Annotated in this window: 26 protein-coding genes; 15 read left to right on the top strand and 11 right to left on the bottom strand. The window is 73.8% G+C overall.

Annotated elements, in window-relative coordinates:
- Positions 1-74: 74 nt before the first annotated feature.
- Positions 75-1,532 (bottom strand): ethanolamine permease, encoded by a 1,458-nt coding sequence (gene eat / locus DFP74_RS26975; protein ID WP_121185945.1) that lies wholly within the window; start codon positions 1,530-1,532, stop codon positions 75-77.
- 233 nt (positions 1,533-1,765) lie between these two features.
- Between eat and DFP74_RS26970 the strand changes: the two genes are divergently transcribed.
- The 9 genes from DFP74_RS26970 to DFP74_RS26930 are packed head-to-tail and all read left to right on the top strand — an operon-like array spanning position 1,766 to position 10,287.
- Complete coding sequence (locus DFP74_RS26970; protein ID WP_233571181.1) at positions 1,766-3,127, top strand: glutamine synthetase family protein; 1,362 nt, start codon at positions 1,766-1,768, stop codon at positions 3,125-3,127.
- A gap of 41 nt (positions 3,128-3,168) precedes the next feature.
- Positions 3,169-4,533: an aldehyde dehydrogenase gene (locus DFP74_RS26965; RefSeq protein ID WP_121185941.1), complete on the top strand. Its 1,365-nt coding sequence runs from the start codon at positions 3,169-3,171 to the stop codon at positions 4,531-4,533.
- A 10-nt stretch (positions 4,534-4,543) separates the two neighbouring features.
- A complete protein-coding gene (locus DFP74_RS26960; protein ID WP_121185939.1) occupies positions 4,544-5,308 on the top strand; it encodes a 3-oxoacyl-ACP reductase in 765 nt (254 codons plus the stop codon).
- A gap of 9 nt (positions 5,309-5,317) precedes the next feature.
- The gene (locus tag DFP74_RS26955) at positions 5,318-6,079 is read left to right on the top strand and encodes a gamma-glutamyl-gamma-aminobutyrate hydrolase family protein (RefSeq protein ID WP_121188550.1); all 762 of its coding nucleotides are present in this window, start codon (positions 5,318-5,320) and stop codon (positions 6,077-6,079) included.
- Positions 6,051-6,980, top strand: a complete 930-nt coding sequence (locus DFP74_RS26950) for a carbohydrate kinase family protein (RefSeq protein WP_121185937.1) — start codon at positions 6,051-6,053, stop codon at positions 6,978-6,980. The genes DFP74_RS26955 and DFP74_RS26950 overlap by 29 nt, the downstream gene beginning before the upstream one ends.
- Before the next feature lie 32 nt (positions 6,981-7,012).
- Entirely contained in the window at positions 7,013-7,975 is a 963-nt protein-coding gene (locus DFP74_RS26945; protein ID WP_121185935.1) for a glucosyl-3-phosphoglycerate synthase, read from the top strand.
- Positions 7,969-8,829: a dihydropteroate synthase gene (gene folP / locus DFP74_RS26940; protein WP_121185933.1), complete on the top strand. Its 861-nt coding sequence runs from the start codon at positions 7,969-7,971 to the stop codon at positions 8,827-8,829. The genes DFP74_RS26945 and folP overlap by 7 nt, the downstream gene beginning before the upstream one ends.
- Positions 8,830-8,839: 10 nt before the next feature.
- Complete coding sequence (locus DFP74_RS26935) at positions 8,840-9,529, top strand: hypothetical protein (protein WP_121185932.1); 690 nt, start codon at positions 8,840-8,842, stop codon at positions 9,527-9,529.
- The gene (locus DFP74_RS26930) at positions 9,511-10,287 is read left to right on the top strand and encodes a pyrimidine reductase family protein (RefSeq protein ID WP_233571180.1); all 777 of its coding nucleotides are present in this window, start codon (positions 9,511-9,513) and stop codon (positions 10,285-10,287) included. Before DFP74_RS26935 ends, DFP74_RS26930 begins: the two co-directional genes overlap by 19 nt.
- Positions 10,288-10,346: 59 nt before the next feature.
- Here the strand turns inward: DFP74_RS26930 and DFP74_RS26925 are convergent, their stop codons facing one another.
- The 3 genes from DFP74_RS26925 to DFP74_RS26915 all read right to left on the bottom strand — a co-directional run bounded on the left by DFP74_RS26925 (position 10,347) and on the right by DFP74_RS26915 (position 13,768).
- A complete protein-coding gene (locus DFP74_RS26925) occupies positions 10,347-11,477 on the bottom strand; it encodes a PrsW family glutamic-type intramembrane protease (protein WP_233571179.1) in 1,131 nt (376 codons plus the stop codon).
- Positions 11,474-12,085 (bottom strand): hypothetical protein, encoded by a 612-nt coding sequence (locus DFP74_RS26920; protein WP_121185930.1) that lies wholly within the window; start codon positions 12,083-12,085, stop codon positions 11,474-11,476. The genes DFP74_RS26925 and DFP74_RS26920 overlap by 4 nt, the downstream gene beginning before the upstream one ends.
- A gap of 204 nt (positions 12,086-12,289) precedes the next feature.
- Complete coding sequence (locus DFP74_RS26915) at positions 12,290-13,768, bottom strand: bifunctional phosphatase PAP2/diacylglycerol kinase family protein (RefSeq protein WP_121185928.1); 1,479 nt, start codon at positions 13,766-13,768, stop codon at positions 12,290-12,292.
- Between the two features lie 158 nt (positions 13,769-13,926).
- Between DFP74_RS26915 and DFP74_RS26910 the strand changes: the two genes are divergently transcribed.
- From DFP74_RS26910 to DFP74_RS26890, 5 genes are all read left to right on the top strand, one after another.
- Positions 13,927-15,210, top strand: coding sequence for an NAD(P)/FAD-dependent oxidoreductase (locus DFP74_RS26910; RefSeq protein ID WP_121185926.1), 1,284 nt, complete (start codon positions 13,927-13,929; stop codon positions 15,208-15,210).
- Positions 15,207-15,959: a DUF1365 domain-containing protein gene (locus tag DFP74_RS26905; protein ID WP_233571178.1), complete on the top strand. Its 753-nt coding sequence runs from the start codon at positions 15,207-15,209 to the stop codon at positions 15,957-15,959. The genes DFP74_RS26910 and DFP74_RS26905 overlap by 4 nt, the downstream gene beginning before the upstream one ends.
- Positions 15,956-17,215, top strand: a complete 1,260-nt coding sequence (locus tag DFP74_RS26900) for a cyclopropane-fatty-acyl-phospholipid synthase family protein (RefSeq protein ID WP_121185922.1) — start codon at positions 15,956-15,958, stop codon at positions 17,213-17,215. Before DFP74_RS26905 ends, DFP74_RS26900 begins: the two co-directional genes overlap by 4 nt.
- Entirely contained in the window at positions 17,212-18,006 is a 795-nt protein-coding gene (locus tag DFP74_RS26895; protein WP_370013437.1) for a DUF1295 domain-containing protein, read from the top strand. Before DFP74_RS26900 ends, DFP74_RS26895 begins: the two co-directional genes overlap by 4 nt.
- Before the next feature lie 311 nt (positions 18,007-18,317).
- The gene (locus DFP74_RS26890) at positions 18,318-19,268 is read left to right on the top strand and encodes an IS481 family transposase (RefSeq protein ID WP_121188546.1); all 951 of its coding nucleotides are present in this window, start codon (positions 18,318-18,320) and stop codon (positions 19,266-19,268) included.
- On the opposite strand, the gene DFP74_RS26885 is transcribed toward DFP74_RS26890, so the two are convergent.
- The 3 genes from DFP74_RS26885 to DFP74_RS26875 form a co-directional block, all read right to left on the bottom strand.
- Positions 19,265-20,050, bottom strand: a complete 786-nt coding sequence (locus DFP74_RS26885) for an SDR family oxidoreductase (protein ID WP_121185920.1) — start codon at positions 20,048-20,050, stop codon at positions 19,265-19,267. The genes DFP74_RS26890 and DFP74_RS26885 overlap by 4 nt on opposite strands.
- Before the next feature lie 71 nt (positions 20,051-20,121).
- Positions 20,122-21,018, bottom strand: coding sequence for a pyridoxamine 5'-phosphate oxidase family protein (locus tag DFP74_RS26880; RefSeq protein WP_121185918.1), 897 nt, complete (start codon positions 21,016-21,018; stop codon positions 20,122-20,124).
- A 34-nt stretch (positions 21,019-21,052) separates the two neighbouring features.
- Positions 21,053-21,505, bottom strand: a complete 453-nt coding sequence (locus DFP74_RS26875) for a VOC family protein (protein ID WP_121185916.1) — start codon at positions 21,503-21,505, stop codon at positions 21,053-21,055.
- Between the two features lie 159 nt (positions 21,506-21,664).
- Here DFP74_RS26875 and DFP74_RS26870 point away from each other — a divergent pair, with 159 nt between their 5' ends.
- Positions 21,665-22,231, top strand: a complete 567-nt coding sequence (locus DFP74_RS26870; protein ID WP_233571177.1) for a CGNR zinc finger domain-containing protein — start codon at positions 21,665-21,667, stop codon at positions 22,229-22,231.
- 108 nt (positions 22,232-22,339) lie between these two features.
- Here the strand turns inward: DFP74_RS26870 and DFP74_RS26865 are convergent, their stop codons facing one another.
- The 4 genes from DFP74_RS26865 to DFP74_RS26850 form a co-directional block, all read right to left on the bottom strand.
- Positions 22,340-23,503, bottom strand: coding sequence for a sensor histidine kinase (locus DFP74_RS26865; protein ID WP_121185914.1), 1,164 nt, complete (start codon positions 23,501-23,503; stop codon positions 22,340-22,342).
- 236 nt (positions 23,504-23,739) lie between these two features.
- The gene (gene fabF, locus DFP74_RS26860; protein ID WP_121185912.1) at positions 23,740-24,969 is read right to left on the bottom strand and encodes a beta-ketoacyl-ACP synthase II; all 1,230 of its coding nucleotides are present in this window, start codon (positions 24,967-24,969) and stop codon (positions 23,740-23,742) included.
- On the bottom strand, positions 24,966-25,214 hold the full coding sequence (locus DFP74_RS26855) for an acyl carrier protein (RefSeq protein ID WP_121185910.1): 249 nt from the start codon (positions 25,212-25,214) through the stop codon (positions 24,966-24,968). The genes fabF and DFP74_RS26855 overlap by 4 nt, the downstream gene beginning before the upstream one ends.
- 85 nt (positions 25,215-25,299) lie before the next feature.
- Positions 25,300-26,301 (bottom strand): beta-ketoacyl-ACP synthase III, encoded by a 1,002-nt coding sequence (locus tag DFP74_RS26850; protein ID WP_121185908.1) that lies wholly within the window; start codon positions 26,299-26,301, stop codon positions 25,300-25,302.
- Positions 26,302-26,361 lie beyond the last annotated feature (60 nt).

The following is a 26,361-nucleotide window of genomic DNA, read 5'->3' as shown; positions in this document are numbered from 1 at the left end:
CGGGGCGGGTCGCGCGGGGGGCGCGCGGTGGGCGCGTCCCCCGCGCGACCGGTGGTGGTGGTCGGGTCGGGGGGTCAGTTGAGTTCGGAGTCGGCGTCCTGGATGAGGGCGAACTCCTCCTCGGGGGCGTCGGCGACCAGGCGGTGCCGGGAGTAGAACCAGAAGTAGGCGAGGAAGACGAGGAGGATGGCCGCGGTGACGGCGGCTCCGACCATGTCGACGAAGAACGTGGCGGCCAGGGCGCACACGGCGAGGACGAGGGCGATGCCGGTGGTGACCGTGCCGCCGGGGGTGCGGTAGGGGCGTTCCAGGTGCGGTTCGCGGCGGCGCAGCACGATGTGCGAGGTCATCATGAGCACGTAGGAGACGGTGGCGCCGAACACGGCGATGTTGATCAGCCGGTCGCCGTCGGCGACGGTGACGGCCAGGAGGAACCCGATGGTCCCGGGCACGATGAGGGCCAGGTAGGGGGTGCGGCGCTTGCCGGTCACCGACAGCCACCGCGGCAGGTAGCCGGCGCGGGAGAGGGCGAACAGCTGGCGGGAGTAGGCGTAGATGATGGAGAAGAAGGAGGCCACCAGTCCGGCGAGCCCGACGTAGTTGACGAAGCTCGCCAGGGCGGTGCCGCCGCCGTAGGCCTCGCGCAGGGCCTCGGGCAGGGGGTTGGTGGAGGAGGCCATGGCGGCGGCGCCGGCGCCGCCGGGGGCGAGCACGAGCATGGCGGTGGCGGTCACCATCAGCACGCACATCGCGGCGATGATGCCGCGCGGCATGTCCTTGCGCGGGTCGCGTGCCTCCTCCGCGGCCAGGGGCACGCCCTCGACGGCGAGGAAGAACCAGATGCCGAAGACGAAGGCGCCCAGGATCCCGGCGAATCCGTAGGGCAGGAACGCGCTGGCGCCGAGGGCCGAGGTGGGCTCGATGTCGAAGAGGTTGGCGGGGTCGAAGCGCGGGATCATGCCGATGGCGAAGGCCACGAGTGCGACCAGGGCCGCGCCGGTGATCACGAACATCACGCGCAGGGCCTCGCCCACGCCCCACAGGTGGATGCCGACGAACACGGCGTAGCACACGAGGTAGACGGGCCAGGCGTTGGTGAGGCCGAACAGTCCCAGTGCCTCGACGTAGCCGCCGATGAAGACGGCGATGGCGGCGGGGGCGATGGCGTACTCGATGAGGATGGCGGTGCCGGTGGCGAAGCCGCCGAGGGGGCCCAGGGCGCGGCGGGCGAATCCGTAGCCGGCTCCGGCGGTGGGCAGGGTGGAGGCGAGTTCGGCCAGGCCCAGGACCATGCACAGGTACATGGCGCCCATGAGCAGGGTGGCGATGAGCAGGCCGCCCCAGCCGCCTTCGGCCAGGCCGAAGTTCCATCCGGCGAAGTCGCCGGAGATGACGTAGGCCACGCCCAGTCCGGCGAGCAGGACCCATCCGGCGGCGCCGCGTCTGAGTTGGCGCCGGCGCAGGTAGTCGTCTCCGGCGGCGGCGTACCCGGCCCCCTGGACGTGGACCGGTTGGTCGTTGGTGTCGGACATGGGCGCTCCCTCGGTTCGGTTGCCCGTGGCCTTGCGGAACCAACGGTGCGTTCATTGGTTCATCGCCAGTCCTTTTGGATTACCGGAGATGGTCTTCCGCCCGGGTCGGGGCTGTCAAGGGGAGTAACACGCTATTGACAGGCGGGTACCTCGCTGGTTGCATGACCGGTGAATGGTCTGAGACCAAACCAAATGCGTCGGTGGCCGGACCCGGCGCGGACAAGGAGTCCCAGGTGAACGAGCACGGCGGCCCCCCACTGTCCCTGGACGAGTTGCGGCGCGAAGCGGCCGAGGGCACCCTCGACACCGTCCTGGTGGCCTTCACCGACATGCAGGGCCGGCTCCAGGGCAAGCGCCTGTCCACCCGCTTCTTCCTGGAGGAGGTCCTCGAGCACGGCACCGAGGGCTGCAACTACCTGCTGGCCGTGGACGTGGACATGAACACCGTCGACGGGTACGCGATGTCGTCCTGGGAGACCGGCTACGGCGACTTCGCGATGGTCCCCGACCTGTCCACGCTGCGCCGGACCCCCTGGGCCGAGGGCGCGGCCATGGTCACGGCCGACCTCGCCTGGCACGACGGCGCCCCCGTGGCCGCCTCCCCGCGCCAGGTCCTGCACCGCCAGCGCGCACGGCTGGCCGACCGCGGCTGGCACGCCCTGGTCGGCACCGAACTGGAGTTCGTGGTCTACCGCGACAGCTACGAACAGGCCTGGAACCGCGCCTACCGCGACCTGACCCCCGCCAACCAGTACAACGTCGACTACTCCGTCCTGGGCGGCGCCCGCGTGGAGCCGCTCCTGCGCCGCATCCGCAACGAGATGACCGGCGCCGGGCTGTACGTGGAGTCGGCCAAGGGCGAGTGCAACCTGGGACAGCACGAGATCGTCTTCCGCTACGACGAGGCCGTGCGCAGCTGCGACAACCACAGCGTCTACAAGAACGGCGCCAAGGAGATCACCGCGCAGGAGGGCCTGTCCCTGACCTTCATGGCCAAGCCCAACGACCGCGAGGGCAACTCCTGCCACATCCACCTGTCCCTGCGCGACGAGGAGGACGCCCCGGTCATGGCGCAGGGGCGGGGGCTGTCCACCGTCGGGCGCCACTTCCTGGGCGGACAGCTCGCCGCCCTGCGCGAGTTCACGCTGTTGCTGGCCCCCAACATCAACTCCTACAAGCGCTACGTGCCGGGCAGCTTCGCCCCCACCGCCGTGGCCTGGGGCCCCGACAACCGCACGTGCGCCCTGCGCCTGGTGGGCCACGGACCCTCCCTGCGCGTGGAGAACCGGGTGCCCGGCGGCGACGTCAACCCCTACCTGGCCACCGCCGGGCTCATCGCCGCCGGACTGCACGGCGTCGACCAGGGGATCGAACCCCCCGAGCCCTTCACCGGCAACGCCTACACCTCCGGACTGCCCACCGTCCCCACCACCCTGCGCGAGGCGCTGGAGCTGTGGGAGGGCAGCGAACTGGCCAAGGCCGCCTTCGGCGAGGACGTCGTCGACCACTACGCCAACCACGCCCGGGTGGAACTGGCCGCCTTCGAGGCCGCCGTCACCGACTGGGAGATGTTCCGCGGCTTCGAGCGTCTGTGACGACTCGGGACCGGCGCACCGACGCACACGAGGGGGAAGCAGTGGGGACCGAGCACCGAGTGATCGACCCGGCCACGGAGGAGGTCCTGGCCACCGTCGCCCTGGCCTCGGCCGAGGAGACCGACGCGGCGGTCGCCCGCGCCGCCGCGGCCTTCCCGGCCTGGCGGGACACCGCGCCCGGGGAGCGCGCGCGGCTGCTGCGCGCCGTCGCCGCCGCCCTGGACGAGCACGGTGAGGAGCTCGCCGGGCTGGAGGTGCGCAACGCCGGGCACCCCGTGGGCCAGGCCCGGTGGGAGGCGGGCAACGCCCGCGACGTCTTCCAGTACTACGCGGGTGCGCCCGAGCGCGCCTGCGGACGCCAGATCCCCGTCCCCGGCGGGTGGAGCGTGACCTTCGCCGAGCCGCTCGGGGTGGTCGGCGTCATCGTCCCGTGGAACTTCCCCATGCCGGTCCTGGCCTGGGGTGCGGCGCCGGCGCTGGCCGCGGGCAACACCGTGGTCGTCAAACCCGCCGAGCTCACGCCGCTGACCGCGCTGCGCATCGGTGAGCTGGCCCGCGAGGCGGGGCTGCCCGACGGTGTGCTGCAGGTGCTGCCCGGGGCGGGGCCCGTGGCCGGGGACCGCCTGGTGCGCCACCCCGACGTCGCCAAGATCGCCTTCACCGGCTCCACCCGGGTGGGGCGGTCGATCATGGCGGCCTCGGCCGAGCGGCTCAAGCGCCTGACGCTGGAGTTGGGCGGCAAGAGCGCCAACATCGTCTTCGCCGACGCCGATCTGGGCAGGGCCGCCGCGGCCGCTCCCGGCGGGGTCTTCGACAACGCGGGCCAGGACTGCTGCGCCCGGTCCCGGCTCCTGGTCCAGCGCCCGGTCTACGAACGCTTCATGGAGCTGCTGCGCCCGGCCGTGGCGGCCGTGACCGTGGGCGATCCCGGTGATCCGGCCACCGACATGGGCCCGCTGATCAGCGCCGCCCAGCGCGACCGCGTCGCCGGCTACGTGGACGGGGCGAGCGTGGCCTTCCAGGGCAGTGCTCCGGACGGGCCCGGGTTCTGGTTCCCGCCCACCGTCCTGGCCACGGCCGACCCCGACGAGCCCGCCTTCCGCGAGGAGATCTTCGGCCCCGTGGTCTCGGTGCTGCCCTTCGACACCGAGGAGGACGCGGTGCGCATCGCCAACGACTCCGACTTCGGGCTGGCCGGATCGGTGTGGACCCGCGACGTGGGCCGCGCCCTGCGGGTCTCGCGCGCCGTGCGGGCGGGCAACCTGTCGGTCAACTCGCACTCGGCGGTGCGCTACTGGACGCCGTTCGGCGGCATGAAGCAGTCGGGCATCGGCCGTGAGCTGGGGCCCGACGCACTGGACGCCTTCACCGACACCAAGACCGTCTTCGTCTCCGACGACACCTGAGGGAGCGCACATGAACCGGTTCGACCAGCGCGTGGCCGTCATCACCGGGGCGGGGGGCGGTATCGGCCGCGCCACCGCCCGGCGGTTGGCCGCCGAGGGCGCGAGCGTCGTCGCCGTCGACGTGGACGAGAAGGCGGGCCGGGAGGTGGCCGAGGAGGTGGGCGGCCGCTTCCTGCGGGCCGACGTCACCGACGAGGGCGAGGTCCGGGAGCTGTTCGCGACCGTGCACCGGACCTGCGGGAGCGTGGACGTGGCCTTCAACAACGCCGGGATCTCCCCGCCCGAGGACGACTCGATCCTCACCACGGGGCTGGAGGCCTGGCGCCGTGTGCAGGAGGTCAACCTGACGTCGGTCTACCTGTGCTGCAAGTACGCGCTGCCGTACATGCGCGAGCAGGGGCGCGGTTCGATCGTCAACACCGCCTCGTTCGTGGCCACGATGGGGGCGGCGACCTCCCAGATCTCCTACACCGCCAGCAAGGGCGGTGTGCTGGCCCTGAGCCGGGAGCTGGGCGTGCAGTTCGCCCGGGAGGGCATCCGGGTCAACGCCCTCTCGCCGGGGCCGGTGAACACCCCGCTGCTGCGGGAGCTGTTCGCCAAGGACCCCGAGCGGGCGGCCCGCCGCCTGGTGCACGTGCCGTTGGGGCGCTTCGCCGAGGCCGAGGAGATCGCCGCCGCGGTGGCGTTCCTGGCCAGCGACGACGCCTCGTTCATCACCGGGTCCAACTTCCTGGTCGACGGCGGCATCTCCGGTGCCTACGTCACTCCCGAGTAGGTGGGTGCCGTGTCACCGGTCATCGGAGTCTCCGCCTACGCCCAGTCCGCCTCGTGGGGGGTCTGGGAGATGCCCGCGGTGCTGCTGCCGGGCGCCTACACCGACGCCGTGGCCGCGGCCGGCGCGGTCCCGGTCCTGCTGCCCCCGGTGGAGGGGGTGGCGGGGGCCGTGGAGCGCCTGGACGGGCTGGTGCTGGCGGGCGGCGGCGATCTCGACCCCGGCCTGTACGGCGCCGAGGCGGAGGAGCACACCGCCGGGGTGCAGGCGGCCCGGGACGGGGCCGAGTGCGCTCTGCTGGCGGCCGCGTTGGAGAGGGGGATTCCGGTCCTGGGCGTGTGCCGGGGCATGCAGTTGCTCAACGTGGCGCGTGGGGGCACGCTCGTGCAGCACCTGCCCGCGCGGGTGGGGCACGAGGGGCACCGCCGCCGGCCGGGGGTGTTCGACGAGCACGCCGTCTCGGTCGCGGAGGGGTCGCTGACCGCGGCGGTGCTGGGGCGCACGCGTGTGGACGCGCCGTCCTACCACCACCAGGCCGTCGACGTCCTGGGCGAGGGGGTGGTGGCCACGGCCTGGGCCGAGGACGGCACGGTCGAGGCGCTGGAGTACACCGGGGTCCCCGACGTGCTCGGTGTGCAGTGGCATCCGGAGATGGGGCGGGACCCGGCGCTGTTCGACTGGCTGGTCGAACGGGCGTCGGACCGGTGTGGCAGGCTGGCGGCCGACTCGTCCACTCGGAGGCACAGTGCCAGCCAACACCCATGGAAGTCCTGACTACGACGTCCTCGTCATCGCGGGCGCGGGAGTCGACACCATCGTGCGCGTCGACTCCCTCGCCCTGCCCGGGGGCGACTCGGTGTTCGTACCGCCGGTGCGGGACTACGTGGGTCACACCGGCAACGGTGTGGCGCTGGGCTGCCACGCCCTGGGGCTGGCGACCAAGTTCGTGGACTTCCTGGGCGAGGACGTCCAGGGGCGCATGGTCCTGGCGGCCTACGCCGAGCGCGGGCTCGACTTCAGCCATGTGGTCTCGCCGCACGGCACGCCCCGGGGTGTGAACCTGGTCGACGCCCAGGGGCGCAGGTTCTCGTTCTACGACGGCCGCCACCCCGCCGACCTGCGGCTGCCGCGTGCGTTCTACCTGCCCTTCGTGGAGCGTGCCCGCCACGTGCACATGTCGATCATGGGCCACAACCGGGACGTCTACGACGACCTGGAGCGGTTGGGCGTGCCCAGCTCCACCGACCTGCACGACTGGGACGGCCGTGCGGAACACCACCTGCCCTACGCCCTGCGCTCGGACCTGGTCTTCCTCAGCGCCGCCGCGATCCACGGACGCGTGGGCGAGGTGATGCGCGGCGTGCTGGAGCGGGGCCGGGCCGGGCTGGTCGTGGTCACCGACGGCGCCGAGGGCTGCCACGTGCTCGAACGCGGGTGGGCCGAGCCCGTGCACGTGCCCGCCGCCGACCCCGGGGCGCCGGTCGTGGACACCAACGGCGCGGGCGACTCGTTCGTCGCGGCCTTCCTGCACGCCCGCCTGGAGGGCGCGCCGCCCCTGGAGTGCGCGCGGGCCGGGGCGGTGGCGGGGGCGTTCGCGTGCACGACCGCGGGCACGCACGCGGACTTCATCACGCTGTCCGCCCTTCGCCGTCTCACCGGTGAGGGCGCCCGTTAGTGTGCCCTAGTGTTTCGGCTGGGGGAGGCTTTGTGGACAACGAATGGTTCGTGCGTCGCACCTACCGGTGGTCGGACTGGACGCTCGAGGAGCTGGCGGATCTCAAGCGGCGCGCTGGGACGACCGTCAGCCTGGTGATCCCGGCCAAGAACGAGGCGGCCACGGTCGGCGGCATCGTCGCCCGGGTCCGCGCGGCCCTGGTGGAGGAGGTCCCCCTGGTCGACGAGCTGGTCGTCATGGACTCCGACTCCACCGACGACACCGGTGCGCTCGCCCGTGCCGCGGGGGCGCGGGTGCACCGGGTGGTGGACGTGCGCCCGGATCTGGGCCACTACCAGGGCAAGGGCGAGGCCATGTGGAAGTCGTACTTCGTCACCTCCGGTGACGTGGTGGCCTTCATGGACGCCGACCTGGTGGAGTGGGACACCCACTTCGTGTCGGGGCTGTTGGGTCCGCTGCTGACCGAGCCGGGGGTGGGCCTGGTCAAGGCGTTCTACGACCGGGTCCTGGACCAGGCCGGCAGCGGAGCGGGCACCAACGAGGGCGGGCGGGTGACCGAGCTGGTGGCGCGGCCCACCATCGCGCTGCGCTGGCCGGAGCTGGCGGGTGTGGTCCAACCCCTGTCGGGGGAGTGGGCGGTGCGCCGCGAGCTGCTGCGGGACCTGCCGGTGCCGACGGGTTACGGGGTGGAGCTGGCGGTGCTGGTGGACACCTATCTGCGCCGGGGCGCGGACGCGATCGCGCAGGTGGACATGGGTCGGCGCGCGCACCGGCACCAGAGCCTGCGCGGGCTGGGGATGATGGCCACCGAGCTGTTGGCCGTGGCCGACCGCAGGGTGGGTCTGGGGCAGGGGCGCGAGTCGGTGCAGGTGCGCCAGTTCGGCACGGGCGGGCGCACGATGACACGTACGGTGGGTGTGGCCGAGCGGGGCCCGGCGGGCCGGGTGGCGCCCGCACCCCAGTGGCGGCAGGGAGAGGTGGCCGACTCGTGCTGAGACTGCGGGGACGGGAGTACGGCCGGGACGCGGCTCTGGTGATGGCGATCGTCAACCGGACTCCGGACTCCTTCTACGACCGCGGGGCGACCTGGGACGACGGGCCCGCGTTCGAACGTGTGCGCCGTGTGGTGGCCCAGGGCGCGGACATCGTCGACATCGGCGGTATCAAGGCGGCTCCGGGCGAGGAGATCGGCGCGGACGAGGAGAAGCGCCGGATCGTCGACTTCGTGGCGGCGGTCCGTGCGGAGTTCCCCGACCTGGTCATCAGTGTGGACACCTGGCGGGCCTCGGTGGGCCGGGCGGTGTGCGAGGCGGGCGCGGACCTGCTCAACGACGCCTGGGGCGGGTACGACCCGGAGCTGGCCGAGGTGGCCGCGGAGTTCGGGGCGGGGTTGGTGTGCACCCACACCGGCGGGGTGGCCCCGCGCACCCGGCCGCACCGGCTGCACTATGACGATGTGGTGCGGGACGCGATCGAGTCGACCGTGGCCCTGGCGGAGAGGGCGGTGTCGTTGGGGGCGTCAGCGGAGTCGGTGCTCATCGATCCGGCCCACGACTTCGGTAAGAACACCTGGCATTCGCTGGAGCTCACACGTCGGTTGGACGAGATGACGGCGACGGGGTGGCCGGTGCTGGTGTCGCTGTCCAACAAGGACTTCGTGGGCGAGACCCTGGACCTGCCCGTGGGGGAGCGGCTGACCGGCACGCTGGCGGCGACGGCGGTGTGCGCCTGGCACGGGGCGCAGGTGTACCGGGTCCACGAGGTGGTGGAGACCCGCCAGGTGTTGGACATGGTCGCCACGATCCGGGGTGTGCGCCCTCCTTCGCGCGCGGTGAGAGGCTTGGCCTAGGGATGAACGCATGATCGTCGGAACCGCTGTCTGTCCGCATCCGCCGCTGCTGCTGCGGGAGCTCACCGGGGGCCAGGACGTCGCCGCGGACCTGCGCAAGGCCTGCGAGGCGGCGCTGGCCTGCCTGGTCGCGCTCGGGCCCGAGGTGATCGTGGTCGTGGGCGGGGCCGAGGCCGGTGGAGCGCACGCGCCGGGGCCGGCCCCGGTCGGGGCCTTCGGGGGCGCCGGAGCGGGTCCGTCGAAGGACGCGCTGCCGTTGAGCCTGGGGGTCGCCGGCCGGCTGCTGGACGCGGTCGCCCCCGCGGTCCCCGTGGAGATGCGCGCGGTGGCCTTCGACGCCGGGCCCGCGGCGGTGGCGGAGTCGGCGCGCCTGATCGCCGACCGCCCTGAGCGGGTGGGGCTGCTGGTGATGGGCGACGGCAGCGCGCGCCGGGGCGTGCGGGCGCCCGGGCACCTGGACGAGCGCGCCTTCGACTTCGACGAGCGTGTGCGGCGGGCCCTGGCCGGCGCCGACCCCGCGGCGCTGCTGGGGTTGGAGCCGGATCTGGCCGCGGAGCTCCTGGTGGCGGGGCGGGCCGCGCTCCAGGTGATGGCGGCCGCGGTGGTGCGGGGCGGGGCGTCCTACCGGCCCGAGATGCTCTTGGCCGACGACCCGTTCGGGGTCATGTACATGGTGGCGGTGTGGTCGTGCGAGTCCTGATGAACGAGGTCGCGCCGGGCGCGGCCGGGCCCGGTGACGTGGTCGCGGACGCCGTGCTGGAGGAGCTCTACGCCTATCCGGACACGGGTGCGCGGGCGTGGGTGCGGGCCAACATGGTCGCCACGATCGATGGTGCGGCCGCGGGCAACGACGGCCGGACCGGGACCATCAACACCGAGGCCGACCTGGTCGTGTTCACGCTGTTGCGGGATCTGGCCGACGTGGTGCTGGTGGGCGCCGGGACGGCGCGCGCGGAGGGTTACCGCCGGCCCGGGCCGCGCGGCGCGCAGCGGCGTGCGCGGGCCCTGGCGCAGGGGCGCGCCGCGCATCCTGCGCTGGCGGTGGTCTCGCGCAGTGCGCACGTGCCGCCGCTGCTGGCGGCTCCGGAGCCCGATCGTGGCCAGGTGTGGATGCTGACCTGCCAGGAGGCGGGTGAGGAGGCGCTGGAGCGGGCGCGTGCGGTGCTGGGCGCCGAGCGGGTGCTGGTGCTGGGCGAGGCGGAGGTCGACCTGTTCGCGGCGGTGGAGGCGTTGCGTGAGCGGGGGATGCCTCGCGTCCTGTGCGAGGGCGGGCCCCGGCTGTTGCGTGACGTGGCGGCCGAGGGGGTGCTGGACGAGCTGTGCCTGACCGTCGTGCCGGTGCTGGCGGCGGGGGTGGAGCAGCGCATCACGGCGGGTGCGGGTGTGGACCAGGTCCTGGTGCCGCGGCTGCTCCTGGAGGGCGGGGGAACGCTGCTGCACCGGTGGATCCGCCCCTGAGCGGATCCCTCCCGACCCGTGGCTCCTGGGTCCTTCGCCTGCTCGCCTTCGGGTCCGCCTCAGGCGGGGTCGCGGTGGGCGGCGCTGTCCTCGGCGTCGTCGAGCATCTGCCGCTGGCGCTCGCGGACCAGGTCCAGGTCGCCGGGGGCGCTGCGCCGTCGTTCGCGGCGGCGGCCGCCGCGGGTGGCCAGGGCCAGGGCGGCCGAGGGGGGCACGCCCGCGGCGGCGCCCTGGGCGGCCAGGGCGGCCCGCACACGGCGGCGGTGGTCCCGGCGGGCGGTGAGGTAGACCAGCATCGTGGCGGTGAAGATCACCAGGACCTTGGCCAGGACGGCCGGGACCGTGTTCCCGAACAGGGGCGCGTCCAGCAGCCAGTGCAGTGCCATGGCCAGCAGGACCAGTGCGGCCGCGGCCGCCGCTCGGCGCGGTGCGGGCCGGTGCCGGAGGGGGACGAGCAGGCCGATGGCGGTTCCGGCGACGGCGGTCATCGCCCAGTGCGAGCCCAGGCCGGTCAGCCCGACCCGTAGGACCGCCGACTGCACGACCGAGAGCGCGCCGGCGGTCGCCCCGGACTGGACGATGGCGCCGAGGGCGTAGATGAGGTTCTCGGTGACTTCGAAGCCGAGCCCGACGATCGCACCGAGGATGTAGCCGTCGGCGGGGCCGCGCAGGGCGCGCGGGAAGGCGATCGCCACGAGGACGACGCCGGCGAGTTTGAGCGCTTCCTCGTTGAGGGGGGCGGTCAGGGCGGCCCCCCAGGCGGTGGCCGGTCCCACTCCCAGGACGGTGGCCCAGACGCCGTGCAGTGCGGAGTTGGCGATCACGCCCGCTCCGGTGGCCGCGGTCAGGCCCCACAGGGCGGCGACCGCGCAGACCACGGGGTCGGGGGCGCGGACGGGGCGGATGCGCCGCAGCAGCCAGAAGCCGAAGGTGAGCGTGGCGGCGGCCAGGACGAGTGCGAGCACCATCTCGCCGGGGAAGACCCGGGCGCTGCCGGAGATCTGGGCGACCAGGACCGCGCCGCCGGCCGTGCAGCCCAGGGCGATGGCGGCGGTGGCCGCGAGCGCGGGCGGTCGCGGCCTGGGCGGGCGGACGTGGCGGGCGGGCGGTCCGGCGCCGGGGTCGTGGTCGCGGGTGTGCCCGCGCCGCGGGGCGAGTACCGGGCCGAGCGGGCGGGAGGTGCGGCTCACGCGTCCTCCCGGGTGAAGGTGATCGAGGTCAGCACGTCGTCCACGGCGGCCAGGTCGGCGTGCGAGGCGTCGGGCCCGGCGAGTGTCATCGATACGGCGAACCGGCCGTCGGGTGAGGGGTACAGGACGGCGGTGCCGGATGCGGTGTCGCTGGTCAGCGGGCCGGTCAGGCCGGGTGTGCCGTCCTGTGCGGTGACGGTGTCGGGTGTGCCCAGGCGGGCGGAGGCGTCCGCGGCGCGCAGGGTGCGGTCCAGGCCCTCCCAGAGCCGGGCGGCGGTGGGCGGGGCGGGGGTGGTGGGGGTGACCGAGGTCAGGGTCAGTTCCACCGGGCCCCGGCTGAGGTGGTACTCGCGTTCGGCGGCGCTGGTGGCGGGGTGCAGGGCCCAGCCGTCCTGGGGCAGGACCAGTGCGGCTTCGACGTCCTGGCCGGAGCCGACGGGGAGGGTGTGGCCGGCTCGGACCGGTTCGGTCTCGGGCAGGACGGTGTGGAGCAGTGGCCAGGCGGTGACGAGTGCGGCGACCGTCGCGACGGCCAGGAACAACGGCAGCCAGGGGTCGCGCGCGTGCGGGGGTCCGTGGGGTCGCTGTCGGCCGGTCCGCGCCGTCATGGCGCCCCCTCGTCGCTCGCGGTCATGATGCGTCACTGACAGCGAATCATTCGTGGGGGTGGGCGGGCACGAGGTAGGGCGGACTTGGCGTACGTTTGCGGTGATTTCACCCATTCCGGGGACGGGAACCGCGGGGTGCGGCGGTCCGCACCCCGCGGGAGGTCGGGTGTGGCGACGTGGCCGCCCGCGGTGTGCGGTGCGCCCTCAGTCGGTCGCGGGCGCGACGATGACGCGCAGCGCGGCGGGCCGCTTGGTGAACCGGACCGTCTCCCCGCACTCCCAGACCTCGCCGTCCACGGAGATCTGCCGGTGGCCGGCCGGGAGGGCGAGGGTGAAGCCGGTGGTGAGCCGGGCGGAGTAGCCCTGGCCGCCCCGGGAGCGGCCGAAGAGGACGTCGGTCAGGGCCCGCCACCGGGGGGAGATCCGAGCGGCCCCCAAAACGCGCACGTCGAGCCGTCCGTCGTCGAGCCGTTCGCGCAGTGCCGGGACGCGCCCGTGGGTGCGGTACTGGCAGTTGCCGACGAAGGCCCACCACACGCGGACCGGCCGGCCGTCGACCCGGGTCGGTGTGGGCTCGACGTCCCTCAGGTCCCGCCACAGGGCCAGGCCGAACGCGGGCCACTTGCCGATCCGGGGCGCCCAGCGGTCGCGCCGCCGGACCAGGCGCGGGTGCGAGCCGAACGTGGCGGTGTTGAGGAAGATGCGGCCGTCGACCTCGCCCACGTCGACCCTGGCCAGGCGCCCGTTCGCGTAGGCCCGCAGTGCGGTCTCCACCGAGGACAGCCCGAGGGTGCGCGCGAAGTTGTTCAGGGTGCCGGTCGGCAGGACGAGCAGGGGCACGTCGTGCTCCAGGGCGGCCCGGGCGCCGGCGTTGGCCGTTCCGTCGCCGCCCGAGACCACCAGGATCCGCGAGGCGCGGGCGGCCTCGTCCATCACCGCGGCCATGTCGTCGTCCGGTGTCAGCGGCACGATGCGGGCCTTGGGCAGGGAGCGCGTCACGCGGTCGGCGGTGTCGCCGAAGCTCGGCGATCCGATCCCGGTGCCCGCGGAACGCGGGTTGACGACCACGGTGACGCCGGAACCGTCGGGGTCGGCCGCGGCCGTGCCCGCGGGGACGGTGCGCGCGCCCGAGACCAGTTCGGGGCGGGCGGGCAGCACGGCCCGCGAGAGCACGGCCGCGGCGGAGCCGATGGCCAGGCCGCCGGCGACGTCGCCGGGATAGTGGACGCCGCTGTGCACCCGGGACAGGGCCACGGCGCCGGCGATGGCCCAGACCACGGCGGACAGCGGGCGCGGGGCGTCCACGGCGATGCCTCCGGCGAAGGCCGCCGCCGCGGCGGTGTGGCCGGAGGGGAAGGAGGAGCTGCCGTAGGTGCGGTAGGGCCGGCGGGTGGGCGGTATCCGGGAGCTGTCCGGGCGCGAGCGGATGACCAGGTGCTTGACCAGGGAGGAGGCGGCGTTGGCGGCGCCGGCGGCGGCGATCGCCCGCAGCGCGGTGCGCCGCAGGCGCGGGCCGCCGGTGGCCGCGAGCGTGGCCGAGACCAGCAGCCAGGGCGCCATGTGGTCGGTGGCCTGGACGAAGCGGGGCGTGACCGGGTCCAGCACGGGCAGTCCGATGGCCGTCACGCGGTCGTAGAGGTAGCGGTCGGTGCGTTGGAGAAACCGTGGGAGGCGCAGTCGCATGCCCCCAGGGTGCTCCGGTGCGGTGCCGGAGTCCAGGACCCGGGGTGTGGATCGGCCCACATGTCGTGATCGATCCGTGATGTGCCGGGACCAATCCGCCCACCGTTCCCGCGGCGAATCACCCGTGTCAGTGCACAGCCATCGAGTGAAGAGGACCCATGGTCACGGGCCGTACCGCCCCCCGCCGCCAGATCGCGGTCATCGGCTCCGGCGTCGCCGGGCTGACCGCCGCCCACGTGCTCCAACGGCACGCCGACGTCACCCTGCTGGAGGCGGACGACCGTCTCGGCGGGCACGCGCACACCCACGGGGTGGGAGGGGCGGGCGGCGCGGAGCTGCCGGTGGACAGCGGCTTCATCGTGCACAACCGTCGCACCTATCCCCACCTGTTGCGGTTGTTCGAGGAGCTGGGGGTACCGACCCGCTCCACCGAGATGAGCATGTCGGTGCGCTGTGACGGGTGCGGTCTGGAGTACGCGGGTGCGCGGGGGCTGCCCGCCCTGCTCCCGAACCGTTCCCGCCGCAGCGCCGCCTACGTGCGCATGCTGGCCGAGGTGCCGCGCTTCCACCGCGCGGCCCGGCGCGTGCTCGAGGGCGGCCCGCCCGCGCCGGTGCGCGAGCCCACCCTGGGCGGCTTCGTGCGCCACCACCGTTTCGGCCCGTACTTCGTCGCGCACTTCCTGCTGCCGCTGGTGTCCGCGGTGTGGTCGTGTCCGCCGGGCGCGTCCCTGGACTACCCGGCCCGCTACCTGTTCGCCTTCCTGCGCCACCACGGCATGCTCTCGGTGTGGGGTTCGCCCTCCTGGCGCACGGTCGAGGGCGGATCGCGGGTGTACGTGGAGCGCGTGGCCGCGAACCTGGCCTCGGTGCGCACCGGCGCGCCCGTCAGCGGCCTGGCGCGCACGGACCGCGGGGTGCGGATGCGGGTCGGGGCGCGGGAGGAGGAGTTCGACGCGGCCGTGGTGGCCACCCACGCCGACCAGGCCCTGGCGCTGCTGGAGTCGCCCACCCCGGTCCAGAAGGAGGTCCTGGGGGCCTTCGGCTACTCCCGCAACCGCACCCTGCTGCACACCGACACCTCCGTCCTGCCCCGGGACCGGGCCGTGTGGGCGAGCTGGAACCACCGGCTGTCCTCGTGCGAGCCCGACGACGCGCCGGTGCGGGTGAGCTACCACATGAACCGCCTGCAGCACCTGCCCGGCGGCGAGCAGTACGTGGTGACCCTGAACGACGGCGGTGCGGTCGCGCCCGACAGGGTCGTGGCGGCCATGGACTACGCCCACCCCGTCTACACGCCCGCCTCCGTGGCGGCCCAGCGGCGGCTCGGCGAGCTCGACGACGGGGTCGTGGCCTTCGCCGGCGCGCACCACGGGTGGGGCTTCCACGAGGACGGGTGCCGCTCGGGGGTCACCGCGGCGGCGAGCCTGGGGGTGCGCTGGTGAGCGTGCCCGGGATCCCGGCGCTGTACGAGTCCACCGTGCGGCACGTGCGCGCCGAACCGGTGCGGCACTCCTTCGCGTACCGCACCTACTACTGGCTGGTGGACCTGGACGACCTGCCGCGCCCGCCCTGGCCCCTGCGGGCGCTGAGCGGGTTCCGCGCCGCCGACCACGGCGAGGGCGGGGCCGCCTCCACCAGGGCCGACATCGACGCCTACCTCGCCGGACACGGGGTCGACCTCGCGGGCGGACGCGTATTGATGCTGGCCCACGCCCGGGTGCTCGGCCACGTCTTCAACCCGCTGACCGTGTACTGGTGCCACGACGACCGCGGGCGCCTGGCCCGGGTGGTCGCCGAGGTCCACAACACCTACGGCGGGCGTCACCGCTACCTGCTGGAGGTCGACGAGCGGGGCCGGGCCGAGGTGGACAAGGACTTCCACGTGTCCCCGTTCAACGGGGTGGAGGGGCGCTACCGGCTCGGCCTGCCGCTCCCCGGGGACCGCCTCGCCCTGACCGTCGCCCTGCACCGCCGGGGCCGACCGCCCTTCGTGGCCTCGGTGCGGGGCCTGCACCGCCCGGCCACCCCCGGGGCGCTGCTGCGGCTGGCGCTGCGGCACCCCCTCGCCCCACTGGTCGGCGCGCTGCGCATCCGCCGCCAGGGGATCGGGCTCTACCTGCGCGGCCTGCGGGTCCACCCGCCGCGGGCCTACGACCGTGGACGAAGAGAACGGACGAACCGAACGCGATGAACACGACCCAGGACACGACCGACCGGCGCCAGGCCCCCGACCTCGACGCCCGGCGCTGGCCCGATGTCGCCCGGATGCCGGCCCGCGGGCCGCGGACCCTCGTGGCGCGCGCCCTGACCGGGTACGCCGCCGCGCGCGCCGGCGTCCGGCTGCACACGGGATCGGACGAGCCGGCCGCCGCCGGACCGCCGGTGCTGTGCCTGCACGACCCCGACGCCTTCCACCGACGGCTGGCGGCCGGCGGACTCATCGGGTTCGGTGAGTCCTACATGGCGGGGGAGTGGGACTCCCCCGATCTGGTCCGCCTGCTGACGGTCCTGGCCGCCGGGTACGAGGAGCTGGTGCCGAGGCCGCTGCGACCGCTGCGCCACATCACGCTGCCCCGCCGGCCCTCCCGCGACCGCAACACCCGCAGCGGCGCGCGGCGGCACATCAGCCACCACTACGACCTGTCCAACGACCTCTTCGCCACCTTCCTCGACCCGACCATGACCTACTCCAGCGCGTTGTTCGACGGCGGCGAGGACCGCGATCCCGCCACGCTGGCCCGGGCCCAGCGGCGCAAGATCGACCGCCTGCTGGACGGCGCCGGGGTCACCGACGGCACCGAGCTGTTGGAGATCGGCACCGGTTGGGGCGAGCTGGCCGTGCGCGCCGCGCGCCGGGGCGCGCGTGTCACCACGGTCACGCTGTCCTCGCAGCAGCGCGACCTGGCCCGCGAGCGCGTGGACGCGGCCGGCCTGGGCGACCGGGTCCGGGTGGAGCTGCGCGACTACCGCGACGTGGCCGGGGCCTACGACGCGGTGGTGAGCGTGGAGATGGTCGAGGCGGTCGGCCAGCGCTACTGGCCGGTCTACTTCGCGGGCCTGGACCGCCTGGTGCGCCCGGGCGGGCGGGTCGGCCTGCAGAGCATCACCATGGAGCACGGGCTGATGCGGGCCTCGCGCCACTCCTACACCTGGATGCACAAGTACATCTTCCCTGGAGGGCTCATCCCCTCGGTCACCGCCATCGAGCGCCAGCTGCGGGACCGGACCCGGCTGCGGGTGGTCGACCGGCTCGCGTTCGGCGCCGACTACGCCGACACGCTGCGACTGTGGCGGGAGTCCTTCGAGGGCGCCGCCGAGCGCGTGGCCGGCCTGGGGTTCGACGACACGTTCCGCCGCATGTGGTCGTTCTACCTGGCCTACTGCGAGGCGGGGTTCCGGGCCGGGATGATCGACGTGGAGCAGATCGTGCTGGAGCGCTCCCGGTGACGGCCCTGGGTGCGTTCGCGTTCACCGGTGCGCTGAGCGCCCTGGCCCTGGCGGCTCTGATGCTGGGCGCCTTCGCGGTGGGCCGCCGGGTGGGGCGGCACAGTGTCGTGGACGTGGCGTGGGGCCTGGGCTTCGTGCTGGTCGCGGCGGTCGGCCTGAGCACGGCCACCGCCGACCTCGCGCGCGCCTGGCTGCTGTTCGGCCTGGTCGCGGTGTGGGGTGTGCGCCTGGCCGCGCACATCCACCGGCGCTCTCGCGGAAGCGGGGAGGACCCCCGCTATGACCGGCTGCTCTCGCGGGCCCCCGGGAGCCGGGACGCCTACGCCCTGCGGATGGTCTACCTCCTCCAGGGCGCTCTGGTGTGGCTGATCTCCCTGCCGGTCCAGGTGTCGGCGCACGTCTCGGGGCCGCCGGGCGCGCTCGCCGCGGCCGGGGCGGCCCTGTGGCTGTTCGGGTTCTGCTTCGAGGCGGTCGGGGACGCCCAGCTGCGCCGGTTCAAGGCCGATCCGGCCAACCGGGGCCGGATCATGGACCGCGGGCTGTGGGCGTGGACGCGCCACCCCAACTACTTCGGTGACGCGTGCGTGTGGTGGGGCCTGTTCCTGGTCGCGTCCGGTTCCTGGTGGGTGCTGGTGACGCTGCCGGCCCTCCTGGTGATGACGTTCCTGCTCACCAGGGGGTCCGGTCAGCGCCTGCTGGACGAGCACATGGCGGGGCGGCCCGGCTGGGCGGAGTACGCCCGCCGGACGAGCGCGTTCGTGCCGCTGCCGCCGCGGCGGGCCGCCCGGTGAGCCCGCGCCGCCGGGGCGGCTAGGCCGTGTTTTTGCAGCATTCCGGGCTCGCGGCCGCCAGGACCGCCTCTCGCGGCGCCTCTGCGCTCGTGCAGCACCACCAGGCTGAACTTCGCACATCGGCTTGCGAGAGACGACCTGACGACCGCGAGCTCACCCGAAAGCCTTCAGAAAAACACGGCCTAGCTGTACTGACCACAGAGGTTAGATACAGACCGGCGGCGATTTGACAGCAAGAGAGGGCCTCCGACATAGGTGTGGATTGTCGAGATCAACACCTGAAGAAGGTCAGGAGGCCCTCCGTGGCCCACATTACCCATGCCAACGCCAAGCTCACCCCCGCCGGACGCCTGCTCCTGGCCCGCTGCGTCGTCGAGGACGGCTGGCCGCTGCGGCGAGCCGCCGAACGCTTCCAGGTCAGCCACACCACGGCCAAGCGCTGGGCCACCCGCTACCGCCAACACGGCGAAGCAGGCATGAACGACGCCTCCAGCCGCCCGGCCCGCTGCCCCCGGGCCACCCCCACCCGCCGCGAGCGCCGTGTCGTCAAACTTCGTGTCCTCAAACGGTGGGGGCCGGCCCGGATCGGCGGCCACCTGGGCATGCACGCCTCCACCGTCCACCGGATCCTGACCCGCTACCGGTGCGCCCGCCTCACACATCTGGACCGGGCCACCGGCCGCGTGGTGCGCCGCTACGAGCGCGAGCGGCCCGGCGAGCTGGTGCACGTGGACATCAAGAAGCTCGGCAACATCCCCGACGGCGGCGGCCACAAGACGGTGGGGCGCCCCCAGGGCCGCAAGAACCGCTCCGGAGCCGGGTACGCCTACCTGCACAACGCCGTGGACGACCACTCCCGGCTTGCCTACTCAGAGATCCTGGCCGATGAGAAGAAGGAGACCGCGACCGGGTTCTGGGAGCGGGCGCATGCCTACTTCGCCTCGTGCGGCATCACGGTGGAGCGGGTGCTGACCGACAACGGGTCCTGCTACAAGTCCCACACCTGGCGGGACCTGCTCCGTGACCAGGGCATCAAGCACAAGCGCACCCGCCCCTACCGGCCCCAGACCAACGGCAAGGTCGAACGCTTCAACCGGACTCTGACCGACGAATGGGCCTACGCCCGCTCCTACACGTCCGAGGCCGAGAAGCGGGAGGCGTTCACCGGGTGGTTGCACCACTACAATCACCACCGGTTCCACACCGCGATCAGCGGCCCTCCCGCCTCCCGCGTAACCAACCTCTGTGGTCAATACACCTAGACCGTGGGCAGGTGGCCGCCGTCCACGCGCACGGCGGTGCCCGTGACGTAGGCGGCCTGGCGGCTCGCCAGGAAGGCGGCGACCGCGCCGTACTCCTCGGGACGGCCGTAGCGCCCGGCGGGGATGCTCGCGCGCGCGTCGGCCTCCACCTCGGACACCGTGCGGCCCTCGCGCTCGGCGCGGGCCCGGTCCAGGGAGTCCGTGCGCGGGGTGGCGACGCGGCCGGGGACGATGACGTTGGCGGTCACGCCGTCGGCGGCCACCTCCCGGGCCAGGGTCTTGGACCAGGAGTGCAGGGACGCCCGCAGGGTGTTGGAGATGCCCAGGTTCGGGATGGGGGCGACCGCCCCCGAGGAGGTGCTGGTGATGATCCGGCCCCACCCGCGCTCGCGCATGCCCGGCACCACGGCGTCGGTGAGCGCGATGACGGGCAGCACCATGGACGCGTACTGGTCCTGCCACAGTGCGGTGTCCTGGCCCAGGGCGGGCGTGGGCGGCGGCCCCCCGGTGTTGTTGACGAGGATGTCGACCGGTCCCAGGTCGCGGGCCACCTGTGCGGCCACCTGCGGGGCCCGGCCGTGCTCGGCCAGGTCCCAGGCCAGCGCGATCGCGGACACCCCGTGCTCCGCGCAGGCCGCCACGGTCGCGGCGAGGCGTTCCTCGTCGCGACCGGTGACGGCCACGTTCACGCCCTCGGCGGCCAGTGCCACGGCCATCGCCCGCCCCAGGCCGGAACTGGCCGCGGTGACCAGCGCGACCCTGCCTGCGATCCCCAGGTCCATGTGAGTCCTCCTGCTCGTCGTGTTGTGCGCATCCTGGCAGGCGGGCGCAGCGGGGGCGGCACCGGGGCGGGTCAGGCCGGCGGGTCGACGGGCGGGTTGGCCTTGGAGTACTCCGGCGGGTGCGGTGCGAGCAGCCCGCCGCCCGCGGTGGCCACGACGTGGTCCACGGTGAACTCCACCGAGCGCTCCCGGGTGGGGGAGTCCTCGGCCCACACCACGCGGGCCCGTCCGGTCAGCTGCAGTGTGTCGCCCGTCCGCCAGTCGGGGACGAGCAGGCCGGCCCGGGGTTCGACCCACACGTTGCCCAGCGTGTTGAACATGGCGTTGCCGACGTAGTCCGGCCAGCTGAGCAGGGTGGGCGAGTGCACGCGCAGGAAGCCGGGGCCGCCGCCGCGGTGGTTGGCGTCCGCCTGCCCGGTCTCGGAGCGGGTGGCGACGAAGAAGGTGTCGGCGCGCCGGACGAGGTCCTGCTGGTCGGTGGTGAGGGCGTGGCCGTGGACGGGTGCGGTGCCGGCGGGCGCCGCGGGCAGCGGTGTGCGCTTTTGGATGTACTTGGGGCAGTTGGCGTAGACGTCCTCGGTCTCCATGCGCAGGCCCGTGCCGTGCGGCCGGATGGTGCCGTTCAGGCGCATGCGCCGCCGGCGGGCCGGGTCCAGGGCCAGGGCCCCGACGGGGGCGGGGCCCTGGGCCAGCCGCTCGGCGAGCGGGTCGCCGCGGTGCGGGAGGGCGGCGACGTCGAGCGTGGTCTCGTCGGGGACCTGGAGGAAACCGGGCGGGCCGGTCAGCAGCGAGCACCAGGTGCGCCCGTCGGTGTCGCCCGCTCCCACCACCAGGAACGTGCGGTCGGCGAGGAAGTCGGCGGCCACGTCGGGCACCGACGCCCGGATCGCCCGGGCGGTGTGGCCCGCCTGCCGCGAGAGCGCGGCGCGTTCTTGGACGGCGAGTTCGCCGCGGTGGTAGGAGCCCATGGCTCCTCCTCTCTGGGATCGCGTGCCGGTCGCTTTAGAAGAAGCCGCAGGTGGGGGCGTCGGAGACGGGTGCTTCGGTGCCTTCGGCGCCGGTGGGGGCGTAGATCTCCAGGCGGATGCCGTCCGGGTCGTGGAAGAAGATCCCGCCGGAGGCGGCTCCCTCGCCGTGCGGGACGACGCCGTCGTAGGCGAACTCCACGCCGGCGGCGCGCAGCTCGGCCTCGGTCCGGCGGACCTCCTCGATGGTCTCGACCTGGAAGGAGAGGTGGTGCAGGCCGGCGGTGTCGGTGCGGAAGGCGTGCGCGCTCTGCTTCCAGAGGGCGACGACGAGCCGGCCGTCGCGGCCCAGGAGCGCGAACTCGCGGCCCTGGTCCTTGCCCTCGCCGACGGTCTGCAGATCCAGGAGGCGGCTGTAGAAGTCGCGGGAGCGCTCGATGTCGGTGACGTTGAGTCCCACGTGTGCGGTGGTGGCGGTGGACACGGCCATGGTGTGCCTCTTCCGGTGGGGGTCGCGGCGCGATCGCCGTAACCGTTGATCGTGACTTTAGGGGTTAGTTGTGCACAGTGTCAACCACTCAAATGGCGTTGAACGGTTAGCCGGGTAAGGTTGGTACCATCCAGACGGCCGTTGAGCAGGGGAGGACGCATGGGGCAGCACCGGGACCGGCCACTGGTCGGTGAGCCCGTGGCCATGGATCTGCTCAACACCCGCTGGGTGGGGGGAGGGGTCGAGCACGACCTGCTCGACTCGATGGAGGGCCTGCGTCAATGGCTGGCGGAGACGGGGCTGGACGCCCGCTTCGAGGCCGGCCCCGCCGCGCTCGACCGCCTCCTGCGCGTGCGCGGCACACTGGGGAGCCTGATCGCGGACCCGGGCGAGGCCGTGGCCCGCGCCGAGCTCAACGACGTCCTGGTCCGCGGGTGCGTGCGGCGCAGGCTCCTGGAGGGCGCCGAGGGCGGCCCCGGTACGGCCGGCTTCGACGTCGAGTTCGACGATCCCGCCTGGGGGCCGGCGTGGACCGCCGCCGACGGCTACCTCGACCTGCTCCGGGCTCCTGAGCGCATCCGCAGGTGCGCCAACCCCGCCTGTGTCCTGGTCTTCTTCGACACGTCCAAGAACGGCACCCGCCGCTGGTGCTCCATGGCCGGATGCGGCAACCGCGCGAAGGCCGCCCGGCACCAGGCCCGGGGACGGGCCGGCCGGACGGCCTGAGCAAGCGGGGGACCGAGGTCCCCTGGATCTTCCGGGCGGGGCGCGTGGCCCCGGGCGGGGCGGGTTCGCCTCAGAGCGCGGGCGGGTCCGCCGCCGGGACCGCGGGCCTCAGGCCCGGTCGGCGGTGTCGGTGAGGTCGCTCAACGCCAGACTGGCGCGGGCGTTGGGCAGTGCCAGGACGATGTGCACGCGCGTGCCCTGGCCCGGGGAGCTCTCGATCCGCAGGATCCCGCCGAGTCCGGCGGCGCGCTCGCGGATGGAGACCAGCCCGTGGCCCGTGCGGGGGTCCTCCCACGGCGCCTGGGAGCGGGCGTCGACGTCGAAGCCCACGCCGTCGTCCTCGACGGTGACGGTCAGGTCCCAGTCGGTGATGTCGATGTCGACCGCGGCCTTGGTGGCCTGGGAGTGCTTGTCGATGTTGCGCAGGCACTCGCGGATGATGACGAACAGCTCCTCGCGCTGGTGCCGGGGCACGCGGGACTCGTCGCCGGTGAGGCGGACCTCCACCTCGGTCTCGGGGACCGCGTTGTGCGCGAACAGCTCCAGCTTCTCCCGCATGCGGCCGTCCCCCTGGTCGGTGCGCAGTTCGGCGACGAGCCGGCGGGTGTCGTCCATGAGGGCGTGCAGGGCCCGGCGGGCGATGGAGAGCCGGTCCTGGGCGGTGGGCGCGCCGCGCTGCTGGTAGATCTCGTACAGGTCCAGATTGCGGTCCACCAGGCTCAGCCCGCTGCCGACCCAGTCGTGCACGTCCCTGGCCAGGCGCTGGCGGTCGGAGGGGGTCATGTCCTCGACGGGTTGGCCGACGCCGCCGTCGTGGTTGCGCACCATGGCGGCGACACGGGCCGACACGCTCTCGTGGACGGCCCGCAGCCACAGGGCGGTGAGCCGGACGCCGTCGGGCTCGTTGCGGAACATCTGGGTGGCGGCCTCGGCCGCCAGCTGGAAGACGAGCGTGCTGACCTGCTGCACCACCACCGGGTCGAGGGCGCGGCAGTCGGCGCGGTCCTCGGTCACGTTGGAGCGCGGGACCGTGCCGTGGTCGATGATGACGGTTCCGGCCTCCACGCTCACGAACGCGTCGGTCAGTGCCGCCTCGACCTGGCGCAGCGCCTCGGCCAGGGCCCGGGAGTCCGGGGCCGCCTCGTGCCCCAGGGCCTGCATACGGGAGCGGAAGGCGGTCAGGATCATCTGTGTGCGTTCGCGGGATGTGAACGCCGCCGGTTCCCAACGGGGGAACTCCAGCGGAATGTAGCGTTCGCGGCTGTTCTCCAACTTACCCCTCCGTATCGATGGGAGTCGCTCTCGCCCCGTGCGCGCTGAACGACGGGGACAGGGAGCTTGGGCGCGTATGGAGGAAGGCGTCGGGGTGGGTGGACCCGATCTGACACGCGGTCGCGGAGCAATTGCGGCCTGATCGGCATCGTACGTGATTCGTCCCGGTTTCGCCGGTGCACGCGGGCGCCCCCGTGCCGGGTCATGGCACGGGGGCGCGGAGGGTGATGGGTCGGTCACGCTCCTTCGGTGAACACCAGAACCGCGTTCTGGCCGCCGAACCCGAAGGAGTTGCTCATCGCGACGCGGCTGTGGTGTGTTCGTGGCTGGTCACGCACGATGTCGATCTCGACACCCGCATCCCGCTCCGTCAGGTTGGCCGTCGGGGGGACGGTGCGCTCCTGGATCGCCAGGACCGTGAGCGCGGCCTCGATCGCCCCGGCGGCACCCAGCGTGTGACCAACGACACCTTTGGTGGAGGTGACCACCGGGCGATCCCCCAGCAGCCGCCGTATCGAGGCGGCCTCGGCCGCGTCGTTGAGCGGAGTGGAGGTGCCGTGCGCGTTGACGTGGTCGACCTCGCCCGCGGCGACCCCCGCGTCGGCCAGAGCCGCGGTGACCGCCAGGGCCACGCCCCGGCCCTCGGGGTCGGGCGCCGTGGCGTGGTGGGCGTCGGCGGAGGCGCCGTAGCCGGCCAGGTGGGCCCGGACCCGGGCCCCGCGCGCCCGGGCGTGCTCGGCACGCTCCAGCACCAGGATGCCCGCGCCCTCGCCGATGACGAACCCGTCCCGGTCGGCGTCGAAGGGGCGCGAGGCCGACGCGGGGTCGTCCAGGCGCCGTGTGGACAGCGCGCCCATCCGGGCGAACCCGGTGACCACCAGCGGTACGATGCCCGCCTCGGTGCCTCCGGTGATCACCACGTCGCACTCGCCTCGGCGCAGCAGGTCCAGGGCCGCGCCGATGGCGGTGGCCCCGGACGCGCAGGCGGTGGCCGTGACGAAGTTGGGCCCCCGGGCCCCGAAGCGCATCCCCACGTGGCCCGCGGCCATGTTGGGGATCATCAGCGGGATGAGCATGGGGGAGACGTTCTCCGGACCGGACTCGCTCATCCTGCGATGCTGCTCGTCGTAGCTGCCCAGGCCGCCCATGCCGCAGCCCAGGACCACGCCCACCCGGGCCCCGTCCCAGGAGTCGGGGTCCAGGCCGGAGTCCGCCACCGCCTCGATGGCCGCGATCAGCGCCAACTGCACGAACCGGTCGTACTTGAGGGCGCTGCGGCGGCCGAGGAGCTCGTTGGTGTCGTAGGCGGGCACGCTGCAGGAGATGTCGACGGGCATCCCCTTCAGGGAGGGGTCGCGGGAGGCCGTGGAGCGCCCCTCGCACACCCGCTTCCACGTGTCCTGGACGCCGACCCCGGCCGCGGTGACGAGCCCGAGGCCGGTGACGGCGACGGCGGGGCCGCTCATGACGAGCTCGCCGCGGCGGTCGCGGCGTCGATGAGCTCGGCGGCGCGGGCGACGGTGTCGCCGGTCGTCGCGGCGTCCTCGCCGATCTTCACGCCCATCTCGTTCTGGACGACCAACAGGAGTTCGACCATGAAGAGGGAGTCCATCTCCAGGTCCTCGAAGGTGGTGTCCGGGGTGATCTCGTCCTGGCTGACCTCGAAGCGCTCGGTGAGGATGGTGACGAGCTGGTCGTAGGTGCTGCTCATGGTGGGCTCCTTGCCTGTCGTGTCCGGTGGAGGCCGGACGCCGTGGGTGGGTGGGGCGCTGCTCGCGCCCCGGTCGGTCGTGCCGTCAGACCCCGTCGACACGGGGCCAGCGCAGCAGGGTCGATCCCCAGGTCAGCCCGCCCCCGAAGGCGGTGAGCAGGACGCGGTCGCCCTCGTTGAGCTCGCCTCGGGAGCAGGCGTCGGCCAGGGCGATGGGGATGGAGGCGGCGCCGGTGTTGCCGACGCGCGCGATGTTGCCGACGGCCCGGTCCCGGGGCAGGCCCAGGTCGTCGGCGAGCTGGTTGATGATGCGCTGGTTGGCCTGGTGGCTGACGACGCGGTCCAGGTCGGGCACGCCCCATCCGGCCTGGGCCAGGACGTGGCGGGCGGAGGCCGACATCCGCAGTACGGCGTGGCGGAAGACCTCCTGGCCGTGCATGGCCATGTACTGGTCGCCGGGGGCGGGCTCCGCTCCGGAGCCGCGCCCGCGCGATCCTCCCGCGGCGATCATGATGTGCTCCGCGCCGGTGCCGTCGCTGCCAAGGTCGAAGGGGCCCAGGGCGCCGTACTCGTCGTCGGTGCCGGCGCGCAGGAGCACGGCTCCGGCCCCGTCGCCGAAGATCACCGAGGTGGAGCGGTCGTCGGGGTTCAGGACGGTGGAGTTGACCTCGGCGCCGATCACCAGGACCGAGCGCGCCACGCCGGTGGCGATCAGGCCCGCGGCCGTGGCCAGGGCGTAGACGAACCCGCTGCACACGGCGCTGACGTCGAAGGCGGTGGCGCCGGTCAGCCCGAGCCGGCTCGCGACCGTGGGAGCGGTGGCCGGGCAGGGGTGGTCTGGGGTCATGGTGGCGACCACGACCGCGTCGGCGCCGTCGCGCCCGGCGGACTTCAGGGCCCGGGCCCCGGCTTCGACGGCCAGGTCGGAGGTGGCGGTGCCCGGGTCGGCGAAGTGGCGCCGGCCGATCCCCGTGCGGCTCCGGATCCACTCGTCGGAGGTGTCCATGCGCAGGGCGAGGTCGTCGTTGGTCACCAGGCGCGGGGGAAGGTACGCGCCGACGCCGCACAGGACGGCCGCGGAGCTCATCGGTCCGCCCGCCGTGCGAGCCGGGTGCGTCCCCGTGTCCGGGGACGGTGGTGTGGGGTC

It is taken from the genome of Nocardiopsis sp. Huas11, from assembly GCF_003634495.1.
Classification (GTDB): domain Bacteria; phylum Actinomycetota; class Actinomycetes; order Streptosporangiales; family Streptosporangiaceae; genus Nocardiopsis.
The sequence above is the reverse complement of the archived record's forward strand: the minus strand, read 5'-3'. Positions and strand labels throughout refer to the sequence as shown.